Genomic DNA, 25,290 nt, shown 5'->3' with positions numbered 1-25,290 from the left:
GAGGGAACAACACGTGTCGAGTTTAAAAGAGAACTATCCATCTAAGGTAAAAACGTATCAGCCCAAACCTCCTTATGTCATCAACTGCATCAAGGCGTTTTTAGTTGGCGGCTTAATCTGTCTGATAGGTGAGGGACTGCAAAATTTCTATATCCATTTTTTTGATTTTAACGAAAAGACAGCAGGGAATCCGACGGTGGCAACCCTCATTTTAATTTCTTCTCTATTAACGGGTATCGGTATTTACGATAGAATCGGCCAGTTTGCTGGAGCCGGATCGGCCGTACCAGTGACAGGCTTTGCTAACAGTATGACAAGTGCTGCCCTTGAGCATAAAAGTGAAGGGCTTGTTTTAGGTGTTGCCACAAATATGTTTAAACTCGCTGGGAACGTCATTGTGTTTGGTGTCGTTTCCGCATATGTCGTAGGGATCATTCGATACGTCTTTGAAAAGATGTTTTCGTAGGAGGAATGAAAGGTGAAACTAACAGGTAAACAATCTTGGGTATTTGAGCACAAGCTTTATGTCAATGCAGAAGGAACTGCTGCAGGACCGAAAGAAAAAGAAGGCCCGATTGGCCATTTAATTGATAAAACGTATGATGAAATGCACTGTGATCAAAAGAATTGGGAAATGGCTGAAAGGAAGCTCATGGATGATGCGATATCAACCGCTTTATCAAAAGCAAATTTGCAAAAAAGCGATATTGACCTGTTGCTGGCTGGAGATTTACTCAATCAGAACGTCACTGCAAACTATGTGGCAAGAGAGCTGAAGATCCCGTTTCTTTGCTTGTTTGGGGCATGCTCGACTTCAATGGAATCGGTTGCCATTGCGTCAGCGCTCATTGATGGCGGTTTTGCAAATAGAGCCATTGCAGCGACAAGCAGCCATAATGCGACGGCAGAACGCCAATTTCGTAATCCGACAGAATACGGCGGACAAAAGCCCGATACAGCAACAAGTACAGTGACAGGAAGCGGAGCCGTTATTATCAGCCAAGAAATCTCTGACATTCAAATTACAAGCGCAACAGTAGGCAGGGTCATGGATCTTGGCATTACAGATCCATTTGATATGGGATCGGCCATGGCACCGGCAGCGGCAGACACCATCAAGCAGCATTTAGAAGACTTAGGAAGAACAGTAGATGATTACGATCTGATTTTAACTGGTGATTTATCAGGCATTGGTTCACCGATCTTAAAGGATCTTCTGAAAGAAGACGGCATTCAGCTTGGGCGAAAGCACGATGATTGCGGTTTAATTATCTATACACCCGACCAAAACGTATTCGCTGGAGGCAGCGGCTGTGCTTGTTCAGCTATTGTGACATTTAGTCATATTTTTCAAGAAATGAAAGCAGGGAATTTGCAAAGAGTACTTGTTGTGGCAACCGGGGCGTTACTCAGCCCGATGATGGTTCAGCAAAAAGAGACCATTCCAACCATTGCGCACGGTGTCGTATTTGAGCGTGCAGGAGGAGAGAGCTAATGGATTATCTTATCGCTTTTGTGGCAGGCGGACTTATTTGCGTCATTGGCCAGCTTTTACTAGACGTACTTAAACTCACGCCTGCACATGTCATGACTACTTTTGTTGTAGCGGGTACCATTTTAGATGGATTCGGTATTTATGATAAATTTATTGAATTTGCAGGTGCGGGTGCAACCGTACCAATCGTCAGCTTTGGTCATAGCTTGCTTCATGGGGCAATGCATCAGGCAGATGTACATGGATTCATCGGCATCGGTATCGGTATTTTTGAATTAACCTCTGCTGGAATATCAGCTGCGATTTTATTCTCATTTATTGTCGCACTTATCTTTAAACCGAAAGGATAACCGAATATGGGGCAAAGACGGAAAGTCATTTTAGTGACAGACGGAGATATATATGCTGCCAAAACCATAGAGCTTGCTGCTAAAAACGTCGGCGGACGATGTATTTCCAGTTCAAAAGGAAATCCAAGCAAACGGACAGGACCTGAACTTGTTCAGATGATTTTAAAAACGCCGTATGATCCAGTCTTTGTGATGTTTGATGATTCTGGTCTGACAGGTGAAGGAACAGGGGAGACGGCGATGAAACATGTGGCGCGCCACCCTGAAATCGAAGTTATTGGTGCGATCGCAGTTGCATCCAAGACGCATCAAGCAGAATGGACAAAGGTTCATGTCTCGATTGACCGGGAAGGTGAACTGACAGAATATGGTGTCGACAAACACGGTCTTCCCGAAATGGAGCCCCATAAAATGAGCGGGGATACAGTGTATTGCCTTGACTCCCTCAACCTTCCGTTAGTTGTCGGGATTGGAGATATTGGCAAGATGGGACGAAAAGATGATCTGAGCAAGGGATCTCCAATCACGATGAAAGCAGTGGAATTAATACTAGAAAGGAGTGGTTACCATGAAGAAAGACAAGGTAAACGTGTACCGAGACCCGAAGAAAAATGAAGATTACTTCAAGGAAAATGTCGGGATGGGTCTCAGCTTTGACCTTGGTGTTCGGAAAATTTATATACACGATCAGGAAATCCAGCTTTACTATGTAAACGGATTGTGTGATACACAGTATGTCATCTACTTATTAAAGGAACTAATCGAAATCAATGACAACGAACCTGAATCAGATGATCTTGCACATGTAGTCGAGAACCGCCTTGTCAATCAGCAGGTGTCCAAGGTAGAAACGCTTGATGAAGCAGTGGATCAAGTACTGTCTGGGCTTGTAGCAGTCGTTGTAGAAGGTGAAAACTACGCCTTTATCATTGATGTTAGAAGCTATCCTGGCAGAATGCCTGAGGAGCCGGATACAGAAAAGGTGGTCCGGGGAGCAAGGGACGGCTTTGTTGAAAACATTATTGTAAACACAGCGCTGATTCGAAGAAGAGTACGGGATGAAAAGCTGCGATACAAAATGCTCAAAGTAGGCGAACGTTCAAAAGCGGATGTCTGTGTTTGCTATATTGAAGATATTGCAGACCCTGACTTAGTAGATATTATAGAAAAAGAAGTATCAGGAATCAAAGTCGATGGGTTGACGATGTCTGATAAAACGATTGAAGAATTTATTATTAAGCAAGGATATAATCCCTTTCCGCTAGTGCGTTACACCGAGCGTCCAGATGTCGCCGCTAACCACATATTAGAAGGGCATGTCATCATCATTACGGATACATCCCCTAGTGTCATCATTACACCAACCACTATTTTTCACCACGTTCAGCATGCAGAAGAATACCGCCAGGCACCTGCCGTTGGTACATTCTTAAGATGGGTACGCTTTTTAGGCATTTTATGTTCTACCTTTCTTTTGCCGATTTGGTTTCTTTTTATCCTCGAACCAAATCTCCTGCCAGACAATTTAAGCTATATTGGATTTAACAAACCTTCTCATATCCCTGTGATTCTCCAAGTATTTCTTGCTGATTTCGGGGTGGAATTTTTAAGGATGGCTGCGATTCATACGCCAACCGCATTGTCGACCGCCATGGGGCTGATCGCGGCTGTTTTAATTGGACAAATCGCCATTGATGTTGGTTTATTTACACCAGAGGTCATCTTATACGTCTCGCTGGCAGCGATCGGTACCTTTACAACGCCAAGCTATGAGCTGAGTGTCGCCAATAAGATTGTAAGGCTCATCATCCTAGCACTAGTGGCAATCTTTAAGCTGAATGGACTCATCATTGGTTTTACGTTGTTAATCATTTATTTAACATCCATTCGTTCATTGCAGACGCCTTATATGTGGCCGTTCATTCCTTTTAATGGAAAGGCTTTGTGGCAAGTGCTAATTCGGACGTCTGTTCCTGGCTCAAAAGTAAGGCCGAGCATCGTTCACCCTCAAAACAGATCAAAAATTCCGCCAAATTCTTAACGCTCATTGAAAGTGGCTGAAGATTGTGATATTGTATTTTTAACTTTGAGACACGGCAAAAGGCAGCTCACGCAGCTGCCTTTTTTCAGCCGAAGCGGAGAAAGAGGGAATGACATTGTATTTACACGGCACTTGCAGACAAAATGAACTCGGTCATTTAGAAATTGGTGGTGTTGATGCCGTTTCTTTAGCTGAAACGTATGGGACACCACTTTATGTATATGATGTGGCTTTAATACGGGAGCGCGCAAAAAGCTTTCAAAAAGCGTTTATAGAAGAAGAATTAACGGCGCAGGTAGCATATGCGAGTAAAGCATTTTCCTCCATCGCTATGTTTCAGCTTGCCAAAGAAGAAGGATTATCTCTTGATGTCGTATCAGGCGGTGAGCTTCACACAGCCATTTGCGCTGGATTTCCAGTAGAAAAAATTCATTTCCATGGCAATAATAAAAGCAGAGAAGAATTAAAAATGGCTTTAGAGCATGGGATCGGCTGTATTGTTGTGGATAATTTCTATGAAATGAAGCTCATTGAACAGCTTGGTCAAGAGCTGTCAAAAAAAGTCAAAGTATTGCTCCGCATCACGCCTGGTGTCGAAGCGCATACGCATGATTACATTACGACAGGTCAAGAGGATTCAAAATTTGGCTTTGATCTTCACAATGGACAAGCAGATGAAGCGGTGAAACAAGTGCTTGGTTCAGAAGTGATCGAGCTTTTAGGTGTTCATTGTCATATCGGTTCACAAATTTTTGATACGGCTGGTTTTGTCCTTGCAGCAGATAAAATCTTTTTGAAGCTGGATGAATGGAGAGAATCATTTGGTTTTATTTCAACAGTGTTAAACTTAGGCGGCGGTTTTGGGATTCGTTATACAGAAGAGGATGAACCACTTCCTGCAACAGAATATGTCGAGAAAATTATCCAAGCTGTGAAAGAGAACGTTGCCCGCTATGAGTTTGATATGCCGGAGATTTGGATAGAACCAGGCCGTTCTCTTGTTGGAGATGCAGGGACGACTCTTTATACGATCGGATCATCAAAACATGTACCTGGCATCCGCGATTATGTGGCGATAGATGGCGGAATGAGTGATAACATTCGTCCAGCTTTATATCAAGCGAAATATGAAGCCGCAAGTGCCAACAAAATGAGCCAAACGCATGATCAAACGGTTTCAATTGCCGGTAAATGCTGTGAAAGCGGAGATATGCTCATTTGGGATATCGATCTGCCAGAATTATCACAAGGGGATTTATTAGCTGTCTTTTGTACCGGAGCTTACGGCTATAGTATGTCAAACAACTATAACCGTATCCCGCGCCCAGCTGTTGTGTTTGTAGAAGACGGGGAAGCGCAGCTAGTGGTTGAGCGTGAAACATATGAGGACATTGTCAAACTTGATTTACCGTATCAATCAAAAGTGAAATCATCTACTTAAAAAAGCCGCCTGGTGTTCAGGCAGCTTTTTTCATGAATTATTTTCCTCCAGTGAATACAGAAACGATCGCGTTCCAAATGGAGACAAAGAAATCCCAAATCTTTTGAAGAAGGTTTTTCCCTTCATCCGATTCTATGAATTTAGTAATCTTGTCTTTTGCTTTATCAATTTGAGATCCTACTTGATTCCAATCGATATTGATGTTTTTCATTTTATCAAATAGCGAGACAAGCTGATCTTTTTGATCCTGCGTCAGATTTAAGTTCAAATCAGAAGCAGCCTGATCCACTTTTTCTTCTACTTCTTTTGTGGTTTTAGGAACACCATTTTTTGCAATGTCATCTTTGATTTTTGCAATAAGGGCAGAAGCGTTGTCTTTTCCGATAGAGTCACCCAATTTAGAAGTTGTCACAAGCTCTTCGTTTGCCACCTGCTTCACATCTTCTGGAATGGCTTTGTCGCTTGACACCTCATACGCTTTTAGTAAGCCCGTCAGTGCGGCTGTACCAGATACTTCAAATGGAGCAGTCACGACAACCTTGGCATCTTTGACACCTGCTGTCATTAAAGCATTTAAATACATCTCATCTGTAATGGTCTTGATGTTGTGTGTATCCACAGTCAGACCAGTACCTGATTTTTCAATGGTGATCGATGAAGATGATAATGCTCTCGTCCCGATAGAAGAACGAGGGATATACTTTCCTAAATATTCGTGCTCTTCTTTATTGGTTACTTCAATTTTTGTCGCATTTTCAGGTGGGTTCAACTCGTCAAGCACCTTCTGGCGATCAGCCGGTGTTAGGTCTTGCCCGAGTGTGACGATGACATCGCCGACAGCTGCATCCGCTAAGCTGACTTTTGGCGCACCAATTAGGAAAAGGAGCGCTGCCATCATACCAAGCATCATTTTTTTAAACATGTTGACCTCCTTCAAGTCGAAAGCGTTCCTCTTTCAAGAGAAACTCATCTTTTGAGTACACGTGATGAAGTGCACTCCATCATATAGACGTAACAAATTGGCTCGACGTTTCAATTTTCTTTTTAAGATGTGTTCCTTTTCCAATAAATGAAGACATGTCATTTAGTCAGATATCATTTTATTAGGAAAAAAGAATCAAGCAACCCTATTTTATCAATCATCAGTTAAGAGGTAAATGACAATCGAAGAGCAGGGGATGTTTAACATCACCGAAAATGTGCTATAATGAGCGTTGTTTAACCTGAAAGGAGAATGTGAAAAATGGCGAAAAAAGGATACATACAATTAACGAATGGAAAGAAAATTGAGTTTGAACTTTACCCAGAGGCTGCTCCAGGTACAGTAGCAAACTTTGAAAAATTAGCGAATGAAGGCTTCTACGATGGATTAAAATTCCACCGTGTGATTCCAGGTTTCGTCAGCCAAGGCGGCGACCCAAACGGTAATGGAACGGGTGGTCCTGGTTACACAATTAAATGTGAAACAGAAGGAAATCCACATCAGCACGAAAGAGGTTCATTATCAATGGCACATGCTGGTAAAGACACAGGCGGCAGCCAATTCTTTATCGTACATGACCCGCAGCCGCACTTAAACGGTGTTCACACTGTTTTTGGCAAGGTAACATCTGGTATCGAGGCTGTACTTGATATGGAGCAAGGCCAAGGCATGGAAAAAGTTGAAGTTGTAGATGCTTAATCTAAAACACCGCTTAATCGCGGTGTTTTTTTATTTTGTTTCTGATTCTACCGTGATTTGTTTCGTTATGCGATAGGTGATGATCCAATACAAAATGGCTAAAGCGCTGATAGAGGCACCAAAAAGACATACTCCGCTCCAGCCATAGGCTGCGTATATGCTGGTTGAAACAATTGAACCGGTCGCACTGCCGATGGAGTAAAAAATCATGTAAGCGGCAGTAAGCCGGCTTCTCGCCTCAGGCCGTACTGTAAAAATCATACTCTGATTGGTCACATGTACTGCCTGCACAGATACGTCAAGAATGATAATGCCAATGACTAATGCAATAAGTGAATATTCAGTCAAACTGATGAAAAACCATGAAATGAATAAGAGGACAAGGGCTATACCGGTTGTGAACTGTCCAAAACCTCGATCAGCAAGGCTGCCAGCCCGAGCAGCTCCTAACGCTCCGGCTGCCCCAGCAAGACCAAATGCGCCAATAGCAGTATGTGAAAGAGAGTATGGCGCTGTACTGAGAGGCAGCACGAGTGAAGTCCATAACGTACCAAAGACAATAAAAATCAGAAGAGCCAGAATCCCACGGATGCGGAGAATTCGTTCTTGTATAAACAATGTAAACATTGAACGAAGCAGATCAGCATAGGATAATGATTCTCTTTTGCTGTTATCATGCGGGAGCACTCGGAACAATACGCCAGTCAGGATAAGCATGATGACGGTAGAAACAAGATAAACAAACCTCCAGCCAGCAAAATCGGTTAATACACCGGCAAAGGTCCGGGCGAGAAGAATACCGATTACAATTCCACTTTGCACCAAGCCGACTATACGGCCGCGCTCTTCTGGAGCAGCCCAACTTGCTGCAAACGCAACGAGTACCTGAGTGACTACAGCGAGCAGTCCGACCACTGCTAATCCTAGAAATAGGACGGCGATGATAGGAGCAATGCCGACTAGAATGAGGGCAAGCACAGATAAAAGCATCTGACCAATGATGAGCCGGCGTCGATTCAACAGATCACCAAGTGGTACTATCAGTAGCAGCCCCGCTGCATAACAAAGCTGAGTAATCGTAATGACAATACCGATGGATGAATACGTGATACCGAACTCGTCTGCCAGTGAATCTAATAACGGTTGTGCGAAGTATATGTTTGCAACAGCCATCCCGCACGATGCTGCAAAAAGTAGTGCCATATAGTGAGTCATTTTTGATCCAGGCTTTATTCGAAAATGAGCCGTTTTCATATCAGGATGATCTCTTGGAGTCATTTTATCTTTAACCATTCATTGCATCCTCTCCTTTTTATACTAAAAAGTATAATATACCGATAAGTATAAATTGATTTCTGTTAAGGATAACCAACAAAATGTTTTAAAGTCAAGAGTTTAATCCAGTTATTCTAAGTTAATTTTGAAAGTAAAAAGGTAGGTTTGACAATTTTAAATGAATAAAATAAAATTATAATGTACTGATTGGTAATAAAAAATGATATCCTTACAAATAAATAAATGAATAATTGTTTTGGTGAAATGATTTTATTATTGAAAAGAGGAATTGATGATGGTTCGACAGCGTGAGTTTGATGAGGAAAAAGCGTTGGATGATGCAATGGTGCTTTTTTGGGAAAAGGGATATAGAGCTACAACGTTAAGCGATTTGACTGCAAAAATGGGAATACAGCGGCCAAGCTTATACTCAGCCTTTGGAGATAAAGAGGAGTTATTTGAGGCTGCCTTACGCAAATATACAAAGCAGCATGCAGTCCGTATTCGAACAAAACTTCAAAACAATCAATCTGTAAAGGAAGCATTTCATACATTATTTACAGATGTAGTGGAAGAGGAATACAGGGATGGCCCGAGTAAAGGCTGTTTTTGCATTAATACGATAGTGGAGCTTGCTCCACACGAAGAGAAATTTGAAATTCTGACAAGAGAGCATCAGATGTATCTTTCGGTCATATTTGAAGAAAAGATTGTGCAAGGTATTCGCTCTGGTGAGCTTGAAAGCAGCTTGAATGCTAAAGCCTTAGCACAGACGCTGGTCGTTTCTTTCATCGGGCTTACCGTCCTCATGAAGTCACGTCCAGAGCGTTCATTTGTAGATCATTCTGTAGCGACGATCCTATCCATTTTAAAATAAAATGGACAACACGCTATGACAGCTTCCGTGAAAAAATCATACAGCATAGTGAAAGCGTATTTGATCCATTACATCAAAATACGCTTTTTCTTATAGGGCAGTCATGCACAGAATGTGTTTTTATGATATGATAAGAGAACAAACATTCGTATTCGGGGGGTGCCAGCACATCCAGAATGCAAATGTAGAAAGCGAAAAGAAAGAAGGGGAGACTTTGAAACCACTCACAAAAGAAGAGAGAAATCAAATGACGATGGCTATTCAGCGTTATTTTGCCGAAGAACGAGAAGAAGAGATTGGTGAATTAGCAGCCATTAATATACTAGAATTTATCACAAAAAACCTTGGAAGCTACTACTATAATCAAGGGGTTCGCGACAGCCGCAGCATCGCTGTTCAGCGGTCACAATTGTTAGAGGAAGACTTATTCGCACTCGAAAAAAGAATATAATGAAAAGCTTGCAGTATGGTGTGTTACGAACTAATAAATAGGAAAAAGACCCCCTTAATAAAGAACGCATATTCGTATCATATGTAATGATTAAGAGGTGGAACCAAAGGGCCATCTGAATCGTTATATAAGTAACCATTAATGAAAATATGCTTTTTTGGTTTTATTTCAATAAAAGAAGGAATAAAACATACAAATAGGCGAAGTGCAGATGATGGAGGTTCTAAATATGGGGAAAATTAAATTAAAAATTGCGATTTTATTTGTTTTACTGCTTTGTTTAGGCGCAGGTTATTTATACATGAATGGCATGAAAATTGATGATGTGCCAACAGCTATTGGCGAAAGCTTAACAAATAATGATAAAGATTACACCATCTATGAATATACCATTACGAAAATTGATGGAGATGAATATTACGGTCAAGCGAAGAATGGCACAAAAATCATTTTTAATGGTAAGAAATTTGAAGATGATGTGGCCGATCTGAAAAAAGGAGATCGTATTAAAGCCTACTTTAGTAATGAAAAAAGAATAGATGGGCTGATAAAAGTTGTAAAAGTCGTCAATTAACATGTCTCCTTTCCTATAAGGAGGCTTTTTTTGTGAAGAAATCTTGATTGTTGCATTTGACAACAAGGATCGCTATAATAGCCCCTAAGGACAGCTAAATATCGATTGTATCCTTCGGGGCAGGGTGAAAATCCCGACCGACGGTAATAAAGCAAATGCTTTACAGCCCGTGACCCGTTAATTTATTAACGGTTGATTCAGTGAAAAGCTGAAGCCGACAGTGAAAGTCTGGATGGGAGAAGGATAAAGAAAGCTATGAACGAAAAATATTTGTTGATCATAGTCTTATTTCTGATGCAAAAAAACCACAGCCCCGGAATTTTTTCCGGGGCTTTCTGTATGTTTCTGTCTTTAATAGACTGCATACAGTGTTTATTAGGTGATCCCTCATCTACCTTGTATGGACCATAAAAAGCGACGAAGGTGCTCAATCGATCACATGTCCCTAACATCGCTTTTTTTAAAAGTGAGAAATACAAATGAAACGAAAGGGAGGATCACATGTTTACGGGGATAATTGAAGAAGTTGGCACCGTTCAGTCATTAAGTAAAAAGTCAGCAGCTGCCATGGAAATTGTCATTACATGCAGCCGTGTGCTGGAAGATGTTCACCTCGGAGACAGTATCGCCATTAATGGAGTATGTCTCACAGTCACTAGCTTCACAAAAGAACAGTTCGCGGCAGATGTGATGCCAGAGACGGTCAAAGCCACATCGCTGGATCAGCTGACAAAAGGCAGTCCAGTGAATTTAGAGCGAGCCATGTCCTCAAATGGACGATTTGGCGGCCACTTTGTCTCAGGCCATGTTGATGGAACGGCTGTCATTACCCGGATAGAAAAGAAGAGTAATGCCATTTACTATGATTTAAAGATGAACAAGACCCTCACAGATATGCTCACCCAAAAGGGTTCGATCGCAATAGATGGTGTCAGCTTGACCATTTTCGATTTGCGAGATTCACATGTCACAGTCTCTATTATTCCTCACACGCTTGAAGGAACTATTTTCCCGACTAAATCTATGGGGGATATCGTGAATATAGAGTGTGACATGATCGGTAAATACATTTATCGCTTTTTAACAAAAGAGCAGAGCGAAAAACAGCCATCTCGATTGACCCCATCATTTCTAAAAGAGCACGGATTCTAGGAGGCGATTGTATGTATCATTCCGTTGATGAGGCAGTAAATGCCCTTAAACAAGGAGAAATCATTATCGTAGTGGATGATGAAGACAGAGAAAATGAAGGAGACTTTGTGGCACTTGCTGAGCATGCCACACCTGAGGTGATTAACTTCATGGCTTTACATGGAAGAGGCCTCATTTGTACGCCAGTCGATGCGTCGATCGCAAAACACCTGAATCTGCATCCAATGGTTGAACATAATACGGATGCACACCATACAGCATTTACAGTAAGCATCGACCATGTGACAACGACGACTGGTATTAGTGCTTTTGAGCGCTCCACGACCATGCTGGCCATGTTAAATAAAGACGCAAAACCAGACGAATTTGCCCGTCCAGGACATGTTTTTCCGCTTATTGCAAAAGAGGGCGGCGTACTAGAAAGACCGGGTCATACAGAGGCGGCGGTTGATCTTGCTAAACTGGCAGGCTCAGAGCCAGCGGGTGTCATATGTGAAATTATGAATGCAGATGGATCAATGGCGCGCGTCCCTGAACTAAAGGAGATCCAAAAACAGCATGATTTAAAGATGCTGACAATCGAAGCATTACAGACATATTTAAACAACAATCGAACAGCCGCTATTGAAACAAAATAAAAATCACAAAAAAGGATGATCAACATATGAATACAATACAAGGTCATGTAGTAGCAGAAGGACTAAAATTTGCAATCGTTGTAGCGAGATTCAATGATTTTATTACAAGTAAACTGTTAGATGGAGCAGAAGATACATTACTCAGACACGGAGCAAATGGTGATGATATCGATGTTGTGTGGGTACCAGGCGCTTTTGAAATCCCGTACATGGCAAAAAAATTAGCAGAAACCAAAAAATATGATGCAGTCATCACACTTGGAACCGTGATCAGAGGCGCAACGACTCACTATGATTACGTTTGTAATGAAGCTGCTAAAGGAATTGCTCAGAGTGCTATGTCAACAGGGGTACCGATTATCTTTGGTGTACTCACAACAGAATCTATTGAACAAGCCATTGAAAGAGCTGGTACAAAAGCAGGAAATAAAGGCAGCGAATCGGCTGCAGCTGCTATTGAAATGGCGAATCTCAATCGAACGTTCTCTTAATTTAGTGAAAAAGAGTTTAAAAACGGTATAAAAATGTTTATAATGTGTGATGAGCAAATGAATCATAAGACATTTGCTGGAAATTAGGATAATTTGAATATTGAGGGGTATATATGTTAATTCGTTACAAGAGGTCTTTTGAAAAAATTGCCATGGGACTTCTGTCCTTTATGCCGGGTGAGAAAGACGTCAAACAGCTTCAGCAGACGATGAAGTCATATGAAATGGATGAAGATCGGCAGCTGTTCCTATGGAAAGATGGCGAGGATATTGTAGGTGCTATTGGTGTGCTCAAAACAGACGACCAAGTACAAATTGAGCATATTAGTGTGAATCCATCCCATCGTGATCAAGGAATCGGCAAGGAAATGGTTTTAGCCGTGGAAGAAATATTTAAAACCAAAACACTCATTCCAAATGAATTAACGCAAGGCTTCTTTCATAAGTGTCACAGCGAATCAAATTAAATATCACACATGTAAAAGCAGAGGCTACAGTCCTCTGCTTTTTTTACGTTCAATCTGCTTTTTTCGTTCCAGCAAAACTTCTGTCCGGTCACGGAGTCTATGTTTTTCGATTAAAAATGTATGGGATAAGTTGCTTTCCTGTCCAAAGAGCAGTCCTTCTTTTTGGGCCATTTCTTGGCATAAAGAAAGAAGTGCTTCATCTTTGATCGGCAGCATCACACTCTCATAGGGCATATCTTCATCCATTTTCTTTTTCAGCGTTCTCAGAAGCATCAGAAATGCCTCATCATCCAGACCGAGATTCGATAATACTGAACGGTTTGCTTCTAACAAATGAAGACTGTTAGAAATGAGCCGTTTTGCTCCTTTTCCATTTCCCCGTCTTTGATGATACAAGGCAACAGCGAGCTGAATGAGCCCGACCCAATAGTCTTTGCGCTGCTTAGGGGGATCTTCTTTCCAATATTCCTCTAGAATTTCATGACACTCAAAATAATCTCTTGTCGTATGAAATTCGTGTAAAAAAGCCACGTACGCTTCAGGATACACAGCGGTCATCTCCTTTTCCACTCTCAGTCTAACATATCGAAAAGAAAAGAAGAAAGAGCGTCCCTTTAGTGAAAAGGACGCTCTGTTTCTTTAATAAACCCAAGCCGCGCCAACGATGATCAGCAAGATGAAAAGCACGACAATAAGCGCGAATCCTCCGCCGAAGTTATAGCCATCTCCCATAATGATACGGCCTCCTTTTTCATCAGTTCTGATTACAATGGTATTCTATGTATAAATGCCCTTATTGGTATGGGCGGATCCACTGTTTTTCTTGATTTGCCTAAGGCATTATGGCCGAAATTATATTGGACGAGAGCTTTATCCTGTCTTATACTAAAGGTTAGCCGGTGAAACGGTACTTAGAAGACAGTAGAAATGGTGAGAAAAAGATGCTGGAATATCAGGTGAAAATAGATTCGTTCGAGGGTCCTTTGGACTTGCTTTTACATTTAATTAACCGGTTGGAAATTGATATTTATGATATTCCCGTCGCTAAAATTACGGAGCAGTATTTATTATATGTCCACACGATGAGGGAGCTTGAGCTCGATGTTGCGAGCGAATATTTGGTCATGGCTGCAACACTCCTGAGTATTAAAAGCAGAATGCTTCTTCCAAAACAAGAGGAAGAGCTGTTTGATGAAGACCTGCTCGAAGAGGAAGAAGATCCTCGAGAAGAGCTGATTGGCAAATTGATTGAATACCGCAAGTATAAAAATGCAGCACAAGAACTAAAGGAACGCGAAGAAGAAAGGCAAAATGCCTTTACAAAACCACCGAGTGATTTAAGCGAATTTGCAAAAGAATCAGAAGCGAAGGACACAAATTTACACGTAACGGTGTATGATATGTTAGGTGCGTTCCAAAAGGTATTAAATCGAAAGAAAATAACGAAACCAGCACCATCAAAGATTACAAGACAAGAAATCCCGATTGAAGACAAAATGAATGAGATTATGAACCATTTAAGAAAAACAAAAAAGCGGACCAATTTCATGACTCTATTTCAACATGATCAAAAGGAGCACCTTGTCGTGACGTTTCTTGCTGTTCTCGAATTGATGAAAAGTCATCAAATCTTGCTAGAGCAGGAAGGGAACTTTGAAGACATTTATATCATAGGGAGTGAAACGATTCATGACGCTTGATATCGTGAATTGGAAAGCCATCTTAGAAGCGCTGCTGTATGCAGCAGGTGACGAAGGCTTAACAAGAAAACAGCTCATGTCTGTTCTTGAAGTAGATGAGTCGGTATTACTCGACATTATGTCTTCCGTAAAGGAAGAATATCAAAAACAAGAACGAGGGATTGAGCTCATTGAATATGCAGATTCATATATGCTGCTGACGAAAAAAGAATACAGCATGTATTTAAAAAAATTAGTCGAGACACCATCCAAGGGTTTGTCGCAGGCAGCGCTGGAGGTGCTTGCCATTGTTTCTTATAAACAGCCGATTACACGCAGTGAGGTAGAGGAGATTAGAGGAGTCAAATCAGAGCGGGTACTTCATAGCTTAGTAGCCAAAGCACTGCTCTGTGAAGTAGGACGTGCCGATGGTCCGGGACGAGCGATTCTTTATGGGACAACCCCTACCTTTTTAGAGCAATTTGGCTTAAAAGCCTTAGATGAATTACCGCCGCTTCCAGAAAATGTGGAAGCAGACGGGGTACAAGAAGAGGCTGATCTATTTTTTGAAAACTTCAATCAAACATTTGAAGACATAAAATAGTTCAAAAGAAGGAAAAATGTATGATAAAATATAAAAAAGATTTTAGGTCTAAAATCTTTTGATGACAGATAAAATGGTGACAAAGCCATGAGGGGAAGGTAAACACGAAACAAATGGCACATATGAATGTAAAGGCTCAAGTTGATCAAGCAGGCGTCTTTTTATCAAAGGTTGCAATTGAAATGAATGGTTTTCTGAACGAAGCCACCTTATCAAGCTTGAAACGATTAAACCCCGAAGCGGAAGCCTATTATTGTGACATATTGAGTACATTACGGAAGCTTGCAGTGTACAGCGAGGATGCAGCAGCAGTTTGCAGGAAAATGGGCCAGCAGCAGACATTCCCGCAGCAGGCCGCACAGCAGATGCTTCACCGTATTTATCATCAATGCATTGAAGAATTTTTCACGCCAAAAAAGGATACATGGTATGAAGACAGCCGATCGGCCTATACAGGAAAAAGCAGCATTGTCTTTCACCATGAAGTATCCGCTGATATGAAACAATTATTTTCTTCATTAGAAAAAGACTTTTTAGCGATGAGAGAAGAGCTGGAATATACGGCATCTCATCAGCAAGTGAAAATGGTATAAGCAACTTGAAGAAGCGCCTCTACATGTAGAGGCGCTTTTTTTTATGGACGAGGCATCATAACTTTTTCAGCTGAGCATACACTTGTACAAAACGGACAAGGACGTGAATGAACATGCCCTATTTAAAAATTGGAACAGCAGTCCTTCTTCTATTTACACTCTTACTGCCTTTTTCTTCACATGCCAAAGCAGACATTTCATTATCAGTGAGTGCAAGAAGCGCCATTTTAATAGATGGACAGTCAGGCAGAGTCCTATTTGGAAAGGACGAGCACGAAAAAAGAAGAATCGCCAGTATTACAAAAATCATGACGGCTGTATTAGCCATTGAATCAGGAAAAATGAAAGATACCGTTAAAGTATCAAAACGTGCGATTGGGGCAGAGGGGTCATCCATTTATTTAAAGGAAGGGCAGAAGGTGAGCTTAGAAGATTTGACATACGGGCTCATGCTGCGTTCTGGAAATGATGCAGCTGTTGCCATTGCAGAGCATGTTGGCGGCAGCTTAGAAGGCTTTATTTTTATGATGAATCAAAAGGCGGCTGAACTAGGAATGGAGAATACAAATTTTCAAAATCCGCACGGACTCGATGATCATAAAAATCATTATTCATCATCCTATGACATGGCGATCCTAACAAAATACGCAATGAAGCATAAACAATATCAAAAAATTGCCGGTACAACTTTTTATAAAGCGAAGACAATGGAAGGCTATTGGAAAAATAAAAACAAGCTGCTCACCGGTTTATACGAATATTCCACTGGAGGGAAAACAGGATATACAAAGCTTGCAAAACGAACACTTGTCTCCACCGCTGCAAAAGGTGATGCCGAGCTGATCGCTGTGACCATTAATGCGCCGGACGACTGGAAGGATCATATCTCTATGTTTGAATATGCATTTGATCACTATAAAACGTATGTGCTTGCTGAAAAAGGAAGGCTTGCTTCGTTAAAAGGGACCTTTTACGAAAAAAAAGCGTTTATCAAGCGTGATGTGGACTATTTTTTAAATGAAGATGAAAAAAAACTTGTGAAAATTGAAACGGAAATGCTCGCTCCAAAAAAGAAATGGAAAAAAAACGCCGAAACCATCCCAGATGTTGTCGGAAAAATGACGATTTTATTAGATGGACAGGTGATCGAGCAATTACCGATCTTTTATGAAAATAAACGAAACCGCATGCCTCAAAAAAGTTTCCAAGAAATGTTTAAGTCTGTCTTTCAGACATCTATAGGCGGATCTTCATGGTCAATCTAATTTGGGTATTTCTCACTGTCATCGGTCTTGTCTATGCGATGTTTAATGGAACGATGCAGGAAGTGAACGAGGCTGTATTTAAAGGCTCAAAAGAAGCGGTTACTATTTCAATTGGTTTGATTAGTGTCCTCGTTTTTTGGCTCGGGCTTATGAAGATTGCCGAAGAGGCAGGGCTGTTAAATTTCTTTAGTAAATTGTGCCGGCCCTTTATTTCAAAGCTATTCCCGGATATTCCGCCTAATCATCCTGCAATGGGGTATATTTTGTCCAATCTCATGGCGAATTTCTTTGGTCTCGGGAATGCCGCTACACCGCTTGGAATTAAGGCGATGGAGCAGATGAAATCATTAAACGGCGGGAAAAATGAAGCAAGCCGTTCTATGATTACATTTCTAGCGGTCAACACATCCTCTATCACACTTGTACCAACAACCGTCATTGCAATAAGAATGACCTATGGGGCAGATCAGCCAACAGACATTGTAGGGCCAACCATTTTAGCAACACTCATTTCAGGAATCGGTGCAATTATCATCGATCGTTATTTCCACTATCGCAGAAGCAGGCGGGGGTGATCTTGTGGCATTTATTAACTGGCTGTCACTTGCTTTGATACCACTGATCATCGCAGGAATTTTGATTGCTGGAACCATTAAAAAGGTACCAACCTATGAAACATTTGTGGAGGGAGGAAAAGAGGGCATTCAAATTGCCTTTTCAATCATTCCCTATTTAGTCGGTATGCTTGTAGCCATTACGATATTCCGTGCGTCAGGTGCGCTTGATTTTGTTATGGGACTATTAAAACCAGTCTTTACAGCGATTGGTTTCCCGCCAGAAGTGGTGCCGCTTGCGTTTATTCGTCCGATATCAGGAACGGCTGCACTTGGAATGACATCAGACTTGATAGCGACGTATGGCCCAGATTCTTTTATTGGCCAGCTTGCAGCTGTCATGCAAGGGTCAACAGACACCACCCTTTACATTTTAACGGTCTATTTTGGAGCAGTTGGGATTAAAAAAATGGGAGATGCGCTGAAAGTAGGTTTGTTAGCAGATCTCATTGGTGTCATTGCATCTGTCATTATCGTCAGTTTGTTATTTAGCGGCGCCTAATCAGGCGCTTTTTTGTATTTCATGGATGGAAAATCGCTTTTTAGCTGAAATTAGACAGACGAAACGCTTATTTTTCCACGAATGCTTGTTTGTTTTAAGTCAAGCAAGTAAGATAGTACATGAGGTGAAAGACAAATGGAACGTTTACAGAAAGTAATTGCACATGCCGGCGTCGCTTCAAGACGAAAGGCTGAAGAATTAATTAAAGAAGGACGAGTTACCGTTAATGGTCAAACAGTGACAGAGCTCGGAGTGAAGGTGGGCTCTTCAGATAAAATTGAAGTCAATGGATTAAAGCTTGAAAGAGAAGAACCGGTTTACTTTATGCTTTATAAACCGCGCGGCGTCATTTCGGCTGCCGAGGATGATAAAGGACGCAAGGTCGTCACAGATTTCTTTGATGATGTCCCGCAGCGTCTTTATCCAATCGGCCGGTTAGATTATGATACGAGCGGTTTGATTTTGATTACAAATGATGGGGAATTTGCCCATAAGCTCATGCACCCGAAATACGAAATTGATAAAACGTATGCAGCGAAGCTAAAAGGCATTCCTTCAAAGGAACTGCTTAGAAAGCTAGAAAAAGGGATCATGTTAGATCATAAAAAAACAGCACCTGCTCGTGCGAAAATGCTTTCTATTGATAAACGAAAGCAAACTTGTATTGTTCAATTAACCATTCACGAAGGCAGAAACAGACAGGTGCGCCGCATGTTTGAAGCGATTGGACATGATGTGTTAAAGCTAAAAAGGGAGCAATATTCGTTCCTTCATATTGAAGGTATGAGACCAGGAGACCGCAGAGAATTGTCTCCGCATGAAGTAAAGCGCCTGAGAGCAATTGCCGATCATGGGAAAAGCGCTTTTTAATTTTCACATAAACTTCAAAAAATGAAGAAGCATCAAAAGAAGGAGAATGCTATAATTTACCTGAATGTCTATGGGGAAGGGGTACTTCAGATGAAAAAAAGACGGTTTTTCATACGGACGGGCATTCTCCTCGTGATGCTTGCGGCACTATGTTATACAATGTATAACTCAGTATTTGCCAAACAGGATCGAGTCAAAGAAGGATCTATTGCGCCAAACTTTGTCCTTCAATCTGTCGATGGGGATCGGATTGAGTTAAAGGACTTAAAAGGCAAAGGTGTCTTTCTTAATTTTTGGGGTACATGGTGTGGACCGTGTAAACAAGAATTTCCTTATATGGCGAATCAATATGAAGTGTTCAAGGATCGCGGTGTGGAAATTGTTGCAGTCAATGTTGCGGAATCCAAGATTGCCGTGAAAAATTTTATGGAATCCTATGGCGTGAATTTTCCTGTTGTCATGGACAAAGATCGTCAAGTGACAGAGGCATATGATATTACGCCGCTGCCAACCACATTTTTAATCAATCCTGAAGGCAAGGTAATCAAAGTCATAAAGGGAACGATGACAGAACGTAATGTCTATGAATATATGAATTTGATTAAACCAAAGGGGTCATAGAATGAAAGAGGTAAAGTGCGAGTGTGGACATATTAATCCAATCGGTACTGTTCTATGTGAATCATGCGGGAATCCCATTGCGGCTAAAGAGAAAAACTCTTCAAAGCTGCTTGATATGAGATATGACGGCAGTGCAAGACGCTCGCAAACATACAACAAAACGATTGTTGATAAAGTATGGAACTTTTTTTCTTCCGTTAAAGTGGGTGTGTGGCTGATTGTCATTACACTGCTCGCTTCTTCGCTTGGAACGATTTTTCCGCAGGAGCGATTTATTCCGCCAGGTGCATCTGCTTCCACGTATTATGAAGAGCAATATGGATCGTTTGGCAAGCTGTATTACACACTTGGATTCCATGATCTTTATAATTCTTGGTGGTTTTTAGCTCTTGTCGCATCAATCGGAATCTCCCTTGTCATTTGCAGTCTCGACCGCGTTATTCCTCTTTATCGAGCACTCAAAAACCAAGGGGTTATCAAAAAAGAAGGCTTTATGAGAAGACAGCGTCTGTTTAGCGAGACAGACAAAACATTAGATCAGCATACATATGAAGGCATCATAAGAGCAATGAAACAAAAGCGTTACCGCGTGCGAGAAGAAAATGGGCATATTTTAGCCGAAAAAGGACGTTTTTCACGCTGGGGACCTTACGTCAATCACATTGGACTAATCATCTTTCTCATTGGAGCGATGCTCCGGTTTGTCCCGGGCATGTACGTGGATGAAACGCTTTGGGTCAGAGAAGGGGAAACTGCACCAATTCCAGGTACGGATGGTCAATACTTCTTGAAAAATAATGCGTTTTCAATTGATCGCTATGAAACTGGAAATGAAAAAGAAGTGTTTGAGAATGCCATTGAAAAAGCTGGCGATGGTCAAGTGGTGAAAAGCTATAAAACGGATGCCATTTTATACAAACGTGAAGGAGAAGTTGTATTTGGTGAAAAGCCCAAGCTGAAGCAGGTAACAGAACACGATATCAAAGTGAATGAACCGCTCAAGTTTGACAATTTCTCATTATATCAAGTGGATTTTAAACAAAATGAACTCGATCAAATGGTCTTTCAGCTGATTCGTAAAGATACAGAAAAATCTTTCGGTACAGTGAAGATTAATCTGCTGGAGCCTAAGTCAGAATATGATCTTGGTAGCGGTTACAAAGTCAAGGTGATGAGCTATCTGCCTGATTTTTATTTTGACGATGATGGAACGCCAAGTACGAAAACAAGGAATCCGAATAATCCTGCTTTCGTGTTTGAAATGATTTCTCCTGAAAAACCTAAAGGTGAAAAAAGCTTTGTCGCCATTCAAGAGACAGTAGAGGGTTCTGATAACAATCTATATAAAATGAAGTTTGATCGGGTCGAAACGAAAAACGTCACAGGGTTAACAGTGAGAAAGGATTTAACACTTGGCGTGCTCATAGTAGGCGGAATCATCTTCATGATCGGTGTCGTGCAGGGGATGTATTGGCAGCATAGAAGAATCTGGCTGTCGGCAAAGGATGGAAAAGTATTGGTGGCAGGACATACAAACAAAAACTGGTTCGGCTTAAAGTCCGATCTTGGTGTGTTACTGCACGGCAGTGGCATCAAACAGCCAGTTGATCAAAAAGAACTGCCTGATACAACAAGTATCAGCAAAAGCAAGGGGGAAGGATTAGATGGCGGCAGTCAGTGAAAATCTGTTATTTGCAGCTTTTCTATTTTATTTAGCGGCAGTTCCTTTTTTTGGTGGTGCCATTAAGGGAAAAAAGAAAGAAGAAGGACCGCGCAGAAATAAGGCGGCACTCATTGGCATTACGCTTACCATCATCGGTTTTTTGAGCCAGTTGGGCTATTTTATTTCAAGATGGATCGCATCTGGTCATGCACCTGTCAGTAATTTGTTTGAGTTCACAACGGCTTTTGGCATGATGCTGGTGCTTGCATTCATCATTTTATATTTTGTGTATCAAGTGTCTGTACTTGGTTTATTTACACTTCCAATCGCTTTATTGATTATTGCCTATGCAAGTATGTTCCCATCAGATATTTCACCGCTGATTCCTTCACTTCAAAGTAATTGGCTTTATATTCACGTGACAACAGCAGCACTTGGCCAAGCCATTTTAGCCATCAGCTTTGTGGCAGGTGTCATCTTTCTACTAAAGCATGTGGATCAAACAAAGCCAGGGAAGAAGACGTTTGGTTTAGAGCTTGTCATGTTTATGATTGTGGTCACACTTGCATTTATCGCTGTTACGTCTATCTTTAGAATGACAGGATATGAAGCAACATTTAATTGGATTGATAAAAATAAAGAAAAAAGTGAGATGGTCTATGAGCTCCCAGCTCTTGTCGGACCTCATAAAGGGGAGCTTGTGACGGAAGATCGTTTGGAACCGTTTGTTGAGCTGCCGCCTGTTTTTTCAGGTAGAAAGGTCAATACGGTGTTATGGTCATTTGGCGTAGGGCTGATCATATACGGACTCATTCGATTGATCATTCGCAAACGGCTGAGCGCACTGCTTCAACCGCTAGTGAAACAGGTGAACCTAGATTTAGTTGATGAAATTGGGTATAGGGCTGTTTCGATTGGTTTCCCTGTATTTGCGTTAGGCGGGCTGATCTTTGCCATGATCTGGGCGCAAATTGCATGGACTAGGTTTTGGGGCTGGGACCCGAAGGAAGTATGGGCATTGATTACGTTTCTCTTTTATGCTGCCTATCTTCATCTTCGCTTGTCGCGAGGCTGGCATGGTGAAAAGTCCGCATGGCTTGCTGTGATCGGCTTCGCCATTATTATGTTTAATCTCATCTTTGTCAACCTTGTCATTGCGGGGCTTCATTCTTACGCATAATCACAAGGAAAAGCCAACTTTTATGATTCAATTCGGCTTTTTGTTAAAATGAATGTAACAACGGAGAAAGCAGGAGGACTGTCTAATGGAACACACAACTCAAACGAAAATATTAGTCGTAGATGATGAGGCAAGAATTCGCCGCCTTTTAAAAATGTATTTAGAACGTGAAAATTATGAAATCGATGAAGCGGAAAATGGAGATGAGGCGATTCAAAAAGGGCTTCAAACCGATTATGACCTCATTTTGCTCGATTTAATGATGCCTGGTACAGATGGAATCGAAGTGTGTAATCAAATTCGAGACAAAAAAGCGACTCCAATCATTATGCTGACCGCAAAAGGAGAAGAAGCCAACCGCGTTCAAGGATTTGAGGCAGGAACGGATGACTACATCGTCAAACCTTTCAGCCCGCGTGAAGTGGTTTTACGTGTAAAGGCATTGCTCAGAAGATCGTCTCAAACGTCTTATTTGAATACTGGGACAACAACAAAGGATGTTCTTGTGTTTTCTCATCTTTCTATTGACCATGATGCACATAGAGTGACGGCTGATGGTAAAGAAGTCAGCCTCACGCCGAAGGAATATGAGCTTTTATATTTCCTTGCAAAAACACCAGATAAGGTCTATGACAGAGAAAAGCTGCTAAAAGAAGTATGGCAATATGAATTCTTTGGAGACTTACGAACAGTTGATACTCATGTCAAACGACTTCGTGAAAAACTGAATAAAGTGTCACCAGAAGCAGCGAAAAAAATCGTAACTGTATGGGGTGTCGGGTACAAATTTGAGGTCGGCGCTGAATGAAACTGTGGAAAAGTGTTGTAGGAAAGCTATGGTTAACCATTCTTTTCCTCGTCCTGATCGTTTTATCTATTTTAACTGTGCTTCTTTTAGAGTTCATTGAGAATTATCATGTAGAAGAAGCAAAATCTGATTTAACACAAATGGCAAACAAAGTAGCGGTCATTTTAGAAAGCCATGAGGATCAATCGCTTGCGAGGTCGATTACATCAGAACTCGCTGACAAATTGACAAGTATTGCGATCATCCAAGAGGACGGGCTAGAGTGGTATTCGTCTGAAAAAGACGGGAAGCTTCCTGCGATTACAAAGAAACAAATTGAAGCGGACAACGATTTAAATCAAGCACTGAAAGATCGTAAAAAAATCAGTAAACGTGCAGAACCTGATGCAGGCAATCGAAAAGATGAACGGATTGTAGTCGGTGTTCCATATGAAGCGAACGGAAAAAAAGGCATGGTCTTTCTTTCTCAATCACTCCTCGCTGTAGAACAAACAACGAAACATACGACACGCTACATCTTTTTAGCCGCCGGCATTGCGATTGTACTGACCACTATATTCGCTTTCTTCTTGTCAACACGTGTCACCTATCCTCTCAGAAAGATGAGAGAGGGTGCACAAGATTTGGCGAAAGGGAAATTTGATACAAAGATTCCTATTTTAACGCAAGATGAAATTGGAGAACTGGCGATCGCCTTTAATCAAATGGGGAAGCAGCTTAAATTCCATATCACAGCCTTAAATCAAGAAAAAGAACATTTATCTAATATTTTAAGCAGTATGGCTGATGGCGTCATCACCATCAATATTGATGGAACGATTTTGATGACAAATCCTCCTGCAGAACGATTTTTGCAGGCATGGTATTACGAGCAAAATATGAAGATCAAGGATGGAGATGAACTGCCGCCAGAAGCGCGCGAGCTATTTCATACAGCTGTCAGCACAGAAAAAGAGCAAATGATCGAAGTTACGCTGCAAGGGCGTACCTGGGTTCTTCTCATGTCTCCGCTGTATAATCAGCAGGATGTCAGGGGAGCAGTTGCAGTCCTTCGTGATATGACGGAGGAACGAAGACTTGATAAACTGAGAAAAGACTTCATTGCCAATGTCAGTCATGAACTTCGTACACCAATTGCCATGCTGCAAGGGTACAGTGAGGCAATTGTAGATGATATTGCTGGATCAGAAGAGGAAAAGAAAGAGATTGCGCAAATTATCTATGATGAATCACTTCGAATGGGACGTCTTGTGAATGACCTTCTAGATCTAGCGAGAATGGAAGCAGGTCATATTACACTGAATCTTGAATCAACAGATACGGAAGAGCTGACAGAGAAGATCTACCGTAAGTTTCTCGGGATTGCGAAAGAAAAACAAATCGACCTTACGTATGATATTCAAGTGGATGAACCGCACTTTGTATTCGATCCAGATAAGATTGAGCAAGTGTTTACGAATCTCATTGATAATGCTATTCGTCATACACCAGAAGGCGGCGAGGTTCACTTCTCGGTTCAATCGGTGGAAAACGGACTGAAAATGGATGTAAAAGATTCGGGGAGTGGAATTCCGGAAGAGGATCTGCCCTTTATTTTCGAACGCTTTTATAAAGCCGATAAAGCAAGGACGAGAGGGCGTTCTGGTACTGGACTTGGCCTTGCGATTGTGAAGAACATCATCGAGGCGCATCAAGGCTCTATACATGCTCACAGCAAAGCGGGGGCAGGTACACACTTCACATTCTATATTCCGAGAAAAAAGCAGGAACTCGTCTAATCTTGACGAAGAATCTTGTTACATGAGAAACACTTCTTTTCGTAAAGAAAATGAAGTGTTTTTTCTATTTTAAAATTTTTAAGGAGAAGTTAAACAAAAAGCCCTTTCCAAACTGTCGAACTTGTAATATATTTGTCATAAAGTTGTAATGTAACGTTTTATAAGAGTCACTCGACAAAA

General features: G+C 41.4%; 29 protein-coding genes, 1 pseudogene and 1 riboswitch. Of the genes and pseudogenes, 26 read left to right on the top strand and 4 right to left on the bottom strand.

All coding sequences use genetic code 11. The annotated features are described in order from the left end of the window. Window positions 1-13: 13 nt before the first annotated feature. The 6 genes from spoVAC (at window position 14) to lysA (ending at window position 5,327) form a co-directional block, all read left to right on the top strand. The gene (gene spoVAC, locus NSU13_RS10760) at window positions 14-466 is read left to right on the top strand and encodes a stage V sporulation protein AC (protein ID WP_034280360.1); all 453 of its coding nucleotides are present in this window, start codon (window positions 14-16) and stop codon (window positions 464-466) included. Window positions 467-478: 12 nt separating this feature from the next. Continuing rightward, on the top strand, window positions 479-1,495 hold the full coding sequence (spoVAD, locus tag NSU13_RS10755) for a stage V sporulation protein AD (RefSeq protein ID WP_034280361.1): 1,017 nt from the start codon (window positions 479-481) through the stop codon (window positions 1,493-1,495). Further along, window positions 1,495-1,845, top strand: a complete 351-nt coding sequence (gene spoVAE, locus NSU13_RS10750; RefSeq protein WP_024422860.1) for a stage V sporulation protein AE — start codon at window positions 1,495-1,497, stop codon at window positions 1,843-1,845. The genes spoVAD and spoVAE overlap by 1 nt, the downstream gene beginning before the upstream one ends. A gap of 6 nt (window positions 1,846-1,851) precedes the next feature. Next, window positions 1,852-2,460 (top strand): stage V sporulation protein AE, encoded by a 609-nt coding sequence (locus tag NSU13_RS10745; protein WP_046311665.1) that lies wholly within the window; start codon window positions 1,852-1,854, stop codon window positions 2,458-2,460. Next, entirely contained in the window at window positions 2,405-3,886 is a 1,482-nt protein-coding gene (locus NSU13_RS10740; protein ID WP_087975842.1) for a spore germination protein, read from the top strand. Before NSU13_RS10745 ends, NSU13_RS10740 begins: the two co-directional genes overlap by 56 nt. A gap of 115 nt (window positions 3,887-4,001) precedes the next feature. Further along, window positions 4,002-5,327 carry a diaminopimelate decarboxylase gene (gene lysA, locus NSU13_RS10735; RefSeq protein WP_034280367.1) on the top strand — a complete coding sequence of 442 codons (1,326 nt, stop codon included), beginning with the start codon at window positions 4,002-4,004 and terminating at the stop codon, window positions 5,325-5,327. Between the two features lie 37 nt (window positions 5,328-5,364). Here lysA and NSU13_RS10730 read toward each other — a convergent pair whose 3' ends face one another. After that, entirely contained in the window at window positions 5,365-6,249 is an 885-nt protein-coding gene (locus NSU13_RS10730; RefSeq protein WP_024422856.1) for a DUF1002 domain-containing protein, read from the bottom strand. Window positions 6,250-6,570: 321 nt separating this feature from the next. Here NSU13_RS10730 and NSU13_RS10725 point away from each other — a divergent pair, with 321 nt between their 5' ends. Then, complete coding sequence (locus NSU13_RS10725; protein WP_008359679.1) at window positions 6,571-7,008, top strand: peptidylprolyl isomerase; 438 nt, start codon at window positions 6,571-6,573, stop codon at window positions 7,006-7,008. 30 nt (window positions 7,009-7,038) lie between these two features. On the opposite strand, the gene NSU13_RS10720 is transcribed toward NSU13_RS10725, so the two are convergent. Further along, a complete protein-coding gene (locus tag NSU13_RS10720; RefSeq protein WP_242025966.1) occupies window positions 7,039-8,262 on the bottom strand; it encodes an MFS transporter in 1,224 nt (407 codons plus the stop codon). 316 nt (window positions 8,263-8,578) lie between these two features. Between NSU13_RS10720 and NSU13_RS10715 the strand changes: the two genes are divergently transcribed. From NSU13_RS10715 to NSU13_RS10685, 7 genes and pseudogenes are all read left to right on the top strand, one after another. Further along, entirely contained in the window at window positions 8,579-9,160 is a 582-nt protein-coding gene (locus NSU13_RS10715; protein ID WP_176967020.1) for a TetR/AcrR family transcriptional regulator, read from the top strand. A 214-nt stretch (window positions 9,161-9,374) separates the two neighbouring features. Continuing rightward, a complete protein-coding gene (locus tag NSU13_RS10710) occupies window positions 9,375-9,611 on the top strand; it encodes a DUF2164 domain-containing protein (RefSeq protein WP_061109305.1) in 237 nt (78 codons plus the stop codon). Between the two features lie 229 nt (window positions 9,612-9,840). Then, the gene (locus NSU13_RS10705; RefSeq protein WP_176967021.1) at window positions 9,841-10,185 is read left to right on the top strand and encodes a hypothetical protein; all 345 of its coding nucleotides are present in this window, start codon (window positions 9,841-9,843) and stop codon (window positions 10,183-10,185) included. A gap of 106 nt (window positions 10,186-10,291) precedes the next feature. Then, window positions 10,292-10,433, top strand: a riboswitch (FMN riboswitch). Window positions 10,434-10,686: 253 nt separating this feature from the next. Beyond that, a complete protein-coding gene (gene ribE, locus NSU13_RS10700) occupies window positions 10,687-11,337 on the top strand; it encodes a riboflavin synthase (protein ID WP_065214669.1) in 651 nt (216 codons plus the stop codon). An 11-nt stretch (window positions 11,338-11,348) separates the two neighbouring features. Next, a pseudogene (ribB, locus tag NSU13_RS10695) lies at window positions 11,349-11,927 on the top strand (3,4-dihydroxy-2-butanone-4-phosphate synthase); the annotation flags it as partial. Between the two features lie 74 nt (window positions 11,928-12,001). Next, the gene (gene ribE, locus NSU13_RS10690; RefSeq protein WP_029706184.1) at window positions 12,002-12,466 is read left to right on the top strand and encodes a 6,7-dimethyl-8-ribityllumazine synthase; all 465 of its coding nucleotides are present in this window, start codon (window positions 12,002-12,004) and stop codon (window positions 12,464-12,466) included. A gap of 113 nt (window positions 12,467-12,579) precedes the next feature. Further along, a complete protein-coding gene (locus tag NSU13_RS10685) occupies window positions 12,580-12,933 on the top strand; it encodes a GNAT family N-acetyltransferase (protein WP_024422850.1) in 354 nt (117 codons plus the stop codon). A gap of 24 nt (window positions 12,934-12,957) precedes the next feature. Here NSU13_RS10685 and NSU13_RS10680 read toward each other — a convergent pair whose 3' ends face one another. Further along, on the bottom strand, window positions 12,958-13,482 hold the full coding sequence (locus tag NSU13_RS10680; protein ID WP_034280377.1) for a DUF309 domain-containing protein: 525 nt from the start codon (window positions 13,480-13,482) through the stop codon (window positions 12,958-12,960). A 90-nt stretch (window positions 13,483-13,572) separates the two neighbouring features. Continuing rightward, on the bottom strand, window positions 13,573-13,665 hold the full coding sequence (locus tag NSU13_RS10675) for a YjcZ family sporulation protein (protein WP_012010430.1): 93 nt from the start codon (window positions 13,663-13,665) through the stop codon (window positions 13,573-13,575). Window positions 13,666-13,874: 209 nt separating this feature from the next. Here NSU13_RS10675 and NSU13_RS10670 point away from each other — a divergent pair, with 209 nt between their 5' ends. The 12 genes from NSU13_RS10670 (at window position 13,875) to NSU13_RS10615 (ending at window position 25,110) form a co-directional block, all read left to right on the top strand. Beyond that, a complete protein-coding gene (locus NSU13_RS10670) occupies window positions 13,875-14,633 on the top strand; it encodes a segregation/condensation protein A (RefSeq protein ID WP_034280379.1) in 759 nt (252 codons plus the stop codon). Continuing rightward, on the top strand, window positions 14,623-15,216 hold the full coding sequence (scpB, locus tag NSU13_RS10665; protein ID WP_024422847.1) for an SMC-Scp complex subunit ScpB: 594 nt from the start codon (window positions 14,623-14,625) through the stop codon (window positions 15,214-15,216). The genes NSU13_RS10670 and scpB overlap by 11 nt, the downstream gene beginning before the upstream one ends. Window positions 15,217-15,329: 113 nt before the next feature. Continuing rightward, window positions 15,330-15,809 (top strand): YpuI family protein, encoded by a 480-nt coding sequence (locus NSU13_RS10660; RefSeq protein ID WP_034280380.1) that lies wholly within the window; start codon window positions 15,330-15,332, stop codon window positions 15,807-15,809. Between the two features lie 113 nt (window positions 15,810-15,922). Further along, window positions 15,923-17,074: a D-alanyl-D-alanine carboxypeptidase family protein gene (locus tag NSU13_RS10655; RefSeq protein WP_120208154.1), complete on the top strand. Its 1,152-nt coding sequence runs from the start codon at window positions 15,923-15,925 to the stop codon at window positions 17,072-17,074. After that, complete coding sequence (locus NSU13_RS10650) at window positions 17,062-17,649, top strand: nucleoside recognition domain-containing protein (RefSeq protein WP_034280382.1); 588 nt, start codon at window positions 17,062-17,064, stop codon at window positions 17,647-17,649. The genes NSU13_RS10655 and NSU13_RS10650 overlap by 13 nt, the downstream gene beginning before the upstream one ends. Before the next feature lie 4 nt (window positions 17,650-17,653). Beyond that, the gene (locus NSU13_RS10645) at window positions 17,654-18,190 is read left to right on the top strand and encodes a spore maturation protein (protein ID WP_024422843.1); all 537 of its coding nucleotides are present in this window, start codon (window positions 17,654-17,656) and stop codon (window positions 18,188-18,190) included. A gap of 135 nt (window positions 18,191-18,325) precedes the next feature. Then, window positions 18,326-19,060 carry a 23S rRNA pseudouridine(2605) synthase RluB gene (gene rluB / locus NSU13_RS10640; protein WP_024422842.1) on the top strand — a complete coding sequence of 245 codons (735 nt, stop codon included), beginning with the start codon at window positions 18,326-18,328 and terminating at the stop codon, window positions 19,058-19,060. A gap of 90 nt (window positions 19,061-19,150) precedes the next feature. Next, complete coding sequence (locus NSU13_RS10635) at window positions 19,151-19,681, top strand: thiol-disulfide oxidoreductase ResA (RefSeq protein ID WP_120208152.1); 531 nt, start codon at window positions 19,151-19,153, stop codon at window positions 19,679-19,681. 1 nt (window position 19,682) lies between these two features. Beyond that, window positions 19,683-21,362, top strand: coding sequence for a cytochrome c biogenesis protein ResB (locus tag NSU13_RS10630; protein WP_034280384.1), 1,680 nt, complete (start codon window positions 19,683-19,685; stop codon window positions 21,360-21,362). Beyond that, window positions 21,346-22,524 carry a c-type cytochrome biogenesis protein CcsB gene (gene ccsB, locus NSU13_RS10625; protein WP_024428071.1) on the top strand — a complete coding sequence of 393 codons (1,179 nt, stop codon included), beginning with the start codon at window positions 21,346-21,348 and terminating at the stop codon, window positions 22,522-22,524. The genes NSU13_RS10630 and ccsB overlap by 17 nt, the downstream gene beginning before the upstream one ends. Window positions 22,525-22,609: 85 nt before the next feature. Further along, window positions 22,610-23,332, top strand: coding sequence for a response regulator transcription factor (locus NSU13_RS10620; RefSeq protein WP_003215596.1), 723 nt, complete (start codon window positions 22,610-22,612; stop codon window positions 23,330-23,332). Further along, on the top strand, window positions 23,329-25,110 hold the full coding sequence (locus tag NSU13_RS10615; RefSeq protein ID WP_034280386.1) for an ATP-binding protein: 1,782 nt from the start codon (window positions 23,329-23,331) through the stop codon (window positions 25,108-25,110). The genes NSU13_RS10620 and NSU13_RS10615 overlap by 4 nt, the downstream gene beginning before the upstream one ends. Window positions 25,111-25,290 lie beyond the last annotated feature (180 nt).

It is taken from the genome of Bacillus sp. FSL M8-0049, from assembly GCF_038593355.1.
Lineage (GTDB): Bacteria > Bacillota > Bacilli > Bacillales > Bacillaceae > Bacillus > Bacillus safensis.
Note: the sequence above shows the minus strand (reverse complement) of the source record. Positions and strands in the feature narration are given on the sequence as shown.

Excerpts from the sequence above, each read along its gene's own strand:
- rluB (WP_024422842.1), top strand. The coding sequence starts at position 18,326 with ATGGAACGTTTACAGAAAGTAATTGCACATGCCGGCGTCGCTTCAAGA.
- NSU13_RS10675 (WP_012010430.1), bottom strand. The coding sequence starts at position 13,665 with ATGGGAGATGGCTATAACTTCGGCGGAGGATTCGCGCTTATTGTCGTG.
- NSU13_RS10745 (WP_046311665.1), top strand. The coding sequence starts at position 1,852 with ATGGGGCAAAGACGGAAAGTCATTTTAGTGACAGACGGAGATATATAT.
- NSU13_RS10705 (WP_176967021.1), top strand. The coding sequence starts at position 9,841 with ATGGGGAAAATTAAATTAAAAATTGCGATTTTATTTGTTTTACTGCTT.
- NSU13_RS10725 (WP_008359679.1), top strand. The coding sequence starts at position 6,571 with ATGGCGAAAAAAGGATACATACAATTAACGAATGGAAAGAAAATTGAG.
- NSU13_RS10715 (WP_176967020.1), top strand. The coding sequence starts at position 8,579 with ATGGTTCGACAGCGTGAGTTTGATGAGGAAAAAGCGTTGGATGATGCA.
- NSU13_RS10650 (WP_034280382.1), top strand. The coding sequence starts at position 17,062 with ATGGTCAATCTAATTTGGGTATTTCTCACTGTCATCGGTCTTGTCTAT.
- NSU13_RS10720 (WP_242025966.1), bottom strand. The coding sequence starts at position 8,262 with ATGAAAACGGCTCATTTTCGAATAAAGCCTGGATCAAAAATGACTCAC.
- ribE (WP_029706184.1), top strand. The coding sequence starts at position 12,002 with ATGAATACAATACAAGGTCATGTAGTAGCAGAAGGACTAAAATTTGCA.
- NSU13_RS10635 (WP_120208152.1), top strand. The coding sequence starts at position 19,151 with ATGAAAAAAAGACGGTTTTTCATACGGACGGGCATTCTCCTCGTGATG.
- NSU13_RS10685 (WP_024422850.1), top strand. The coding sequence starts at position 12,580 with ATGTTAATTCGTTACAAGAGGTCTTTTGAAAAAATTGCCATGGGACTT.
- NSU13_RS10630 (WP_034280384.1), top strand. The coding sequence starts at position 19,683 with ATGAAAGAGGTAAAGTGCGAGTGTGGACATATTAATCCAATCGGTACT.
- scpB (WP_024422847.1), top strand. The coding sequence starts at position 14,623 with ATGACGCTTGATATCGTGAATTGGAAAGCCATCTTAGAAGCGCTGCTG.
- NSU13_RS10660 (WP_034280380.1), top strand. The coding sequence starts at position 15,330 with ATGGCACATATGAATGTAAAGGCTCAAGTTGATCAAGCAGGCGTCTTT.
- spoVAE (WP_024422860.1), top strand. The coding sequence starts at position 1,495 with ATGGATTATCTTATCGCTTTTGTGGCAGGCGGACTTATTTGCGTCATT.
- ccsB (WP_024428071.1), top strand. The coding sequence starts at position 21,346 with ATGGCGGCAGTCAGTGAAAATCTGTTATTTGCAGCTTTTCTATTTTAT.
- NSU13_RS10655 (WP_120208154.1), top strand. The coding sequence starts at position 15,923 with ATGCCCTATTTAAAAATTGGAACAGCAGTCCTTCTTCTATTTACACTC.
- NSU13_RS10615 (WP_034280386.1), top strand. The coding sequence starts at position 23,329 with ATGAAACTGTGGAAAAGTGTTGTAGGAAAGCTATGGTTAACCATTCTT.
- NSU13_RS10730 (WP_024422856.1), bottom strand. The coding sequence starts at position 6,249 with ATGTTTAAAAAAATGATGCTTGGTATGATGGCAGCGCTCCTTTTCCTA.
- NSU13_RS10620 (WP_003215596.1), top strand. The coding sequence starts at position 22,610 with ATGGAACACACAACTCAAACGAAAATATTAGTCGTAGATGATGAGGCA.
- ribE (WP_065214669.1), top strand. The coding sequence starts at position 10,687 with ATGTTTACGGGGATAATTGAAGAAGTTGGCACCGTTCAGTCATTAAGT.
- NSU13_RS10670 (WP_034280379.1), top strand. The coding sequence starts at position 13,875 with ATGCTGGAATATCAGGTGAAAATAGATTCGTTCGAGGGTCCTTTGGAC.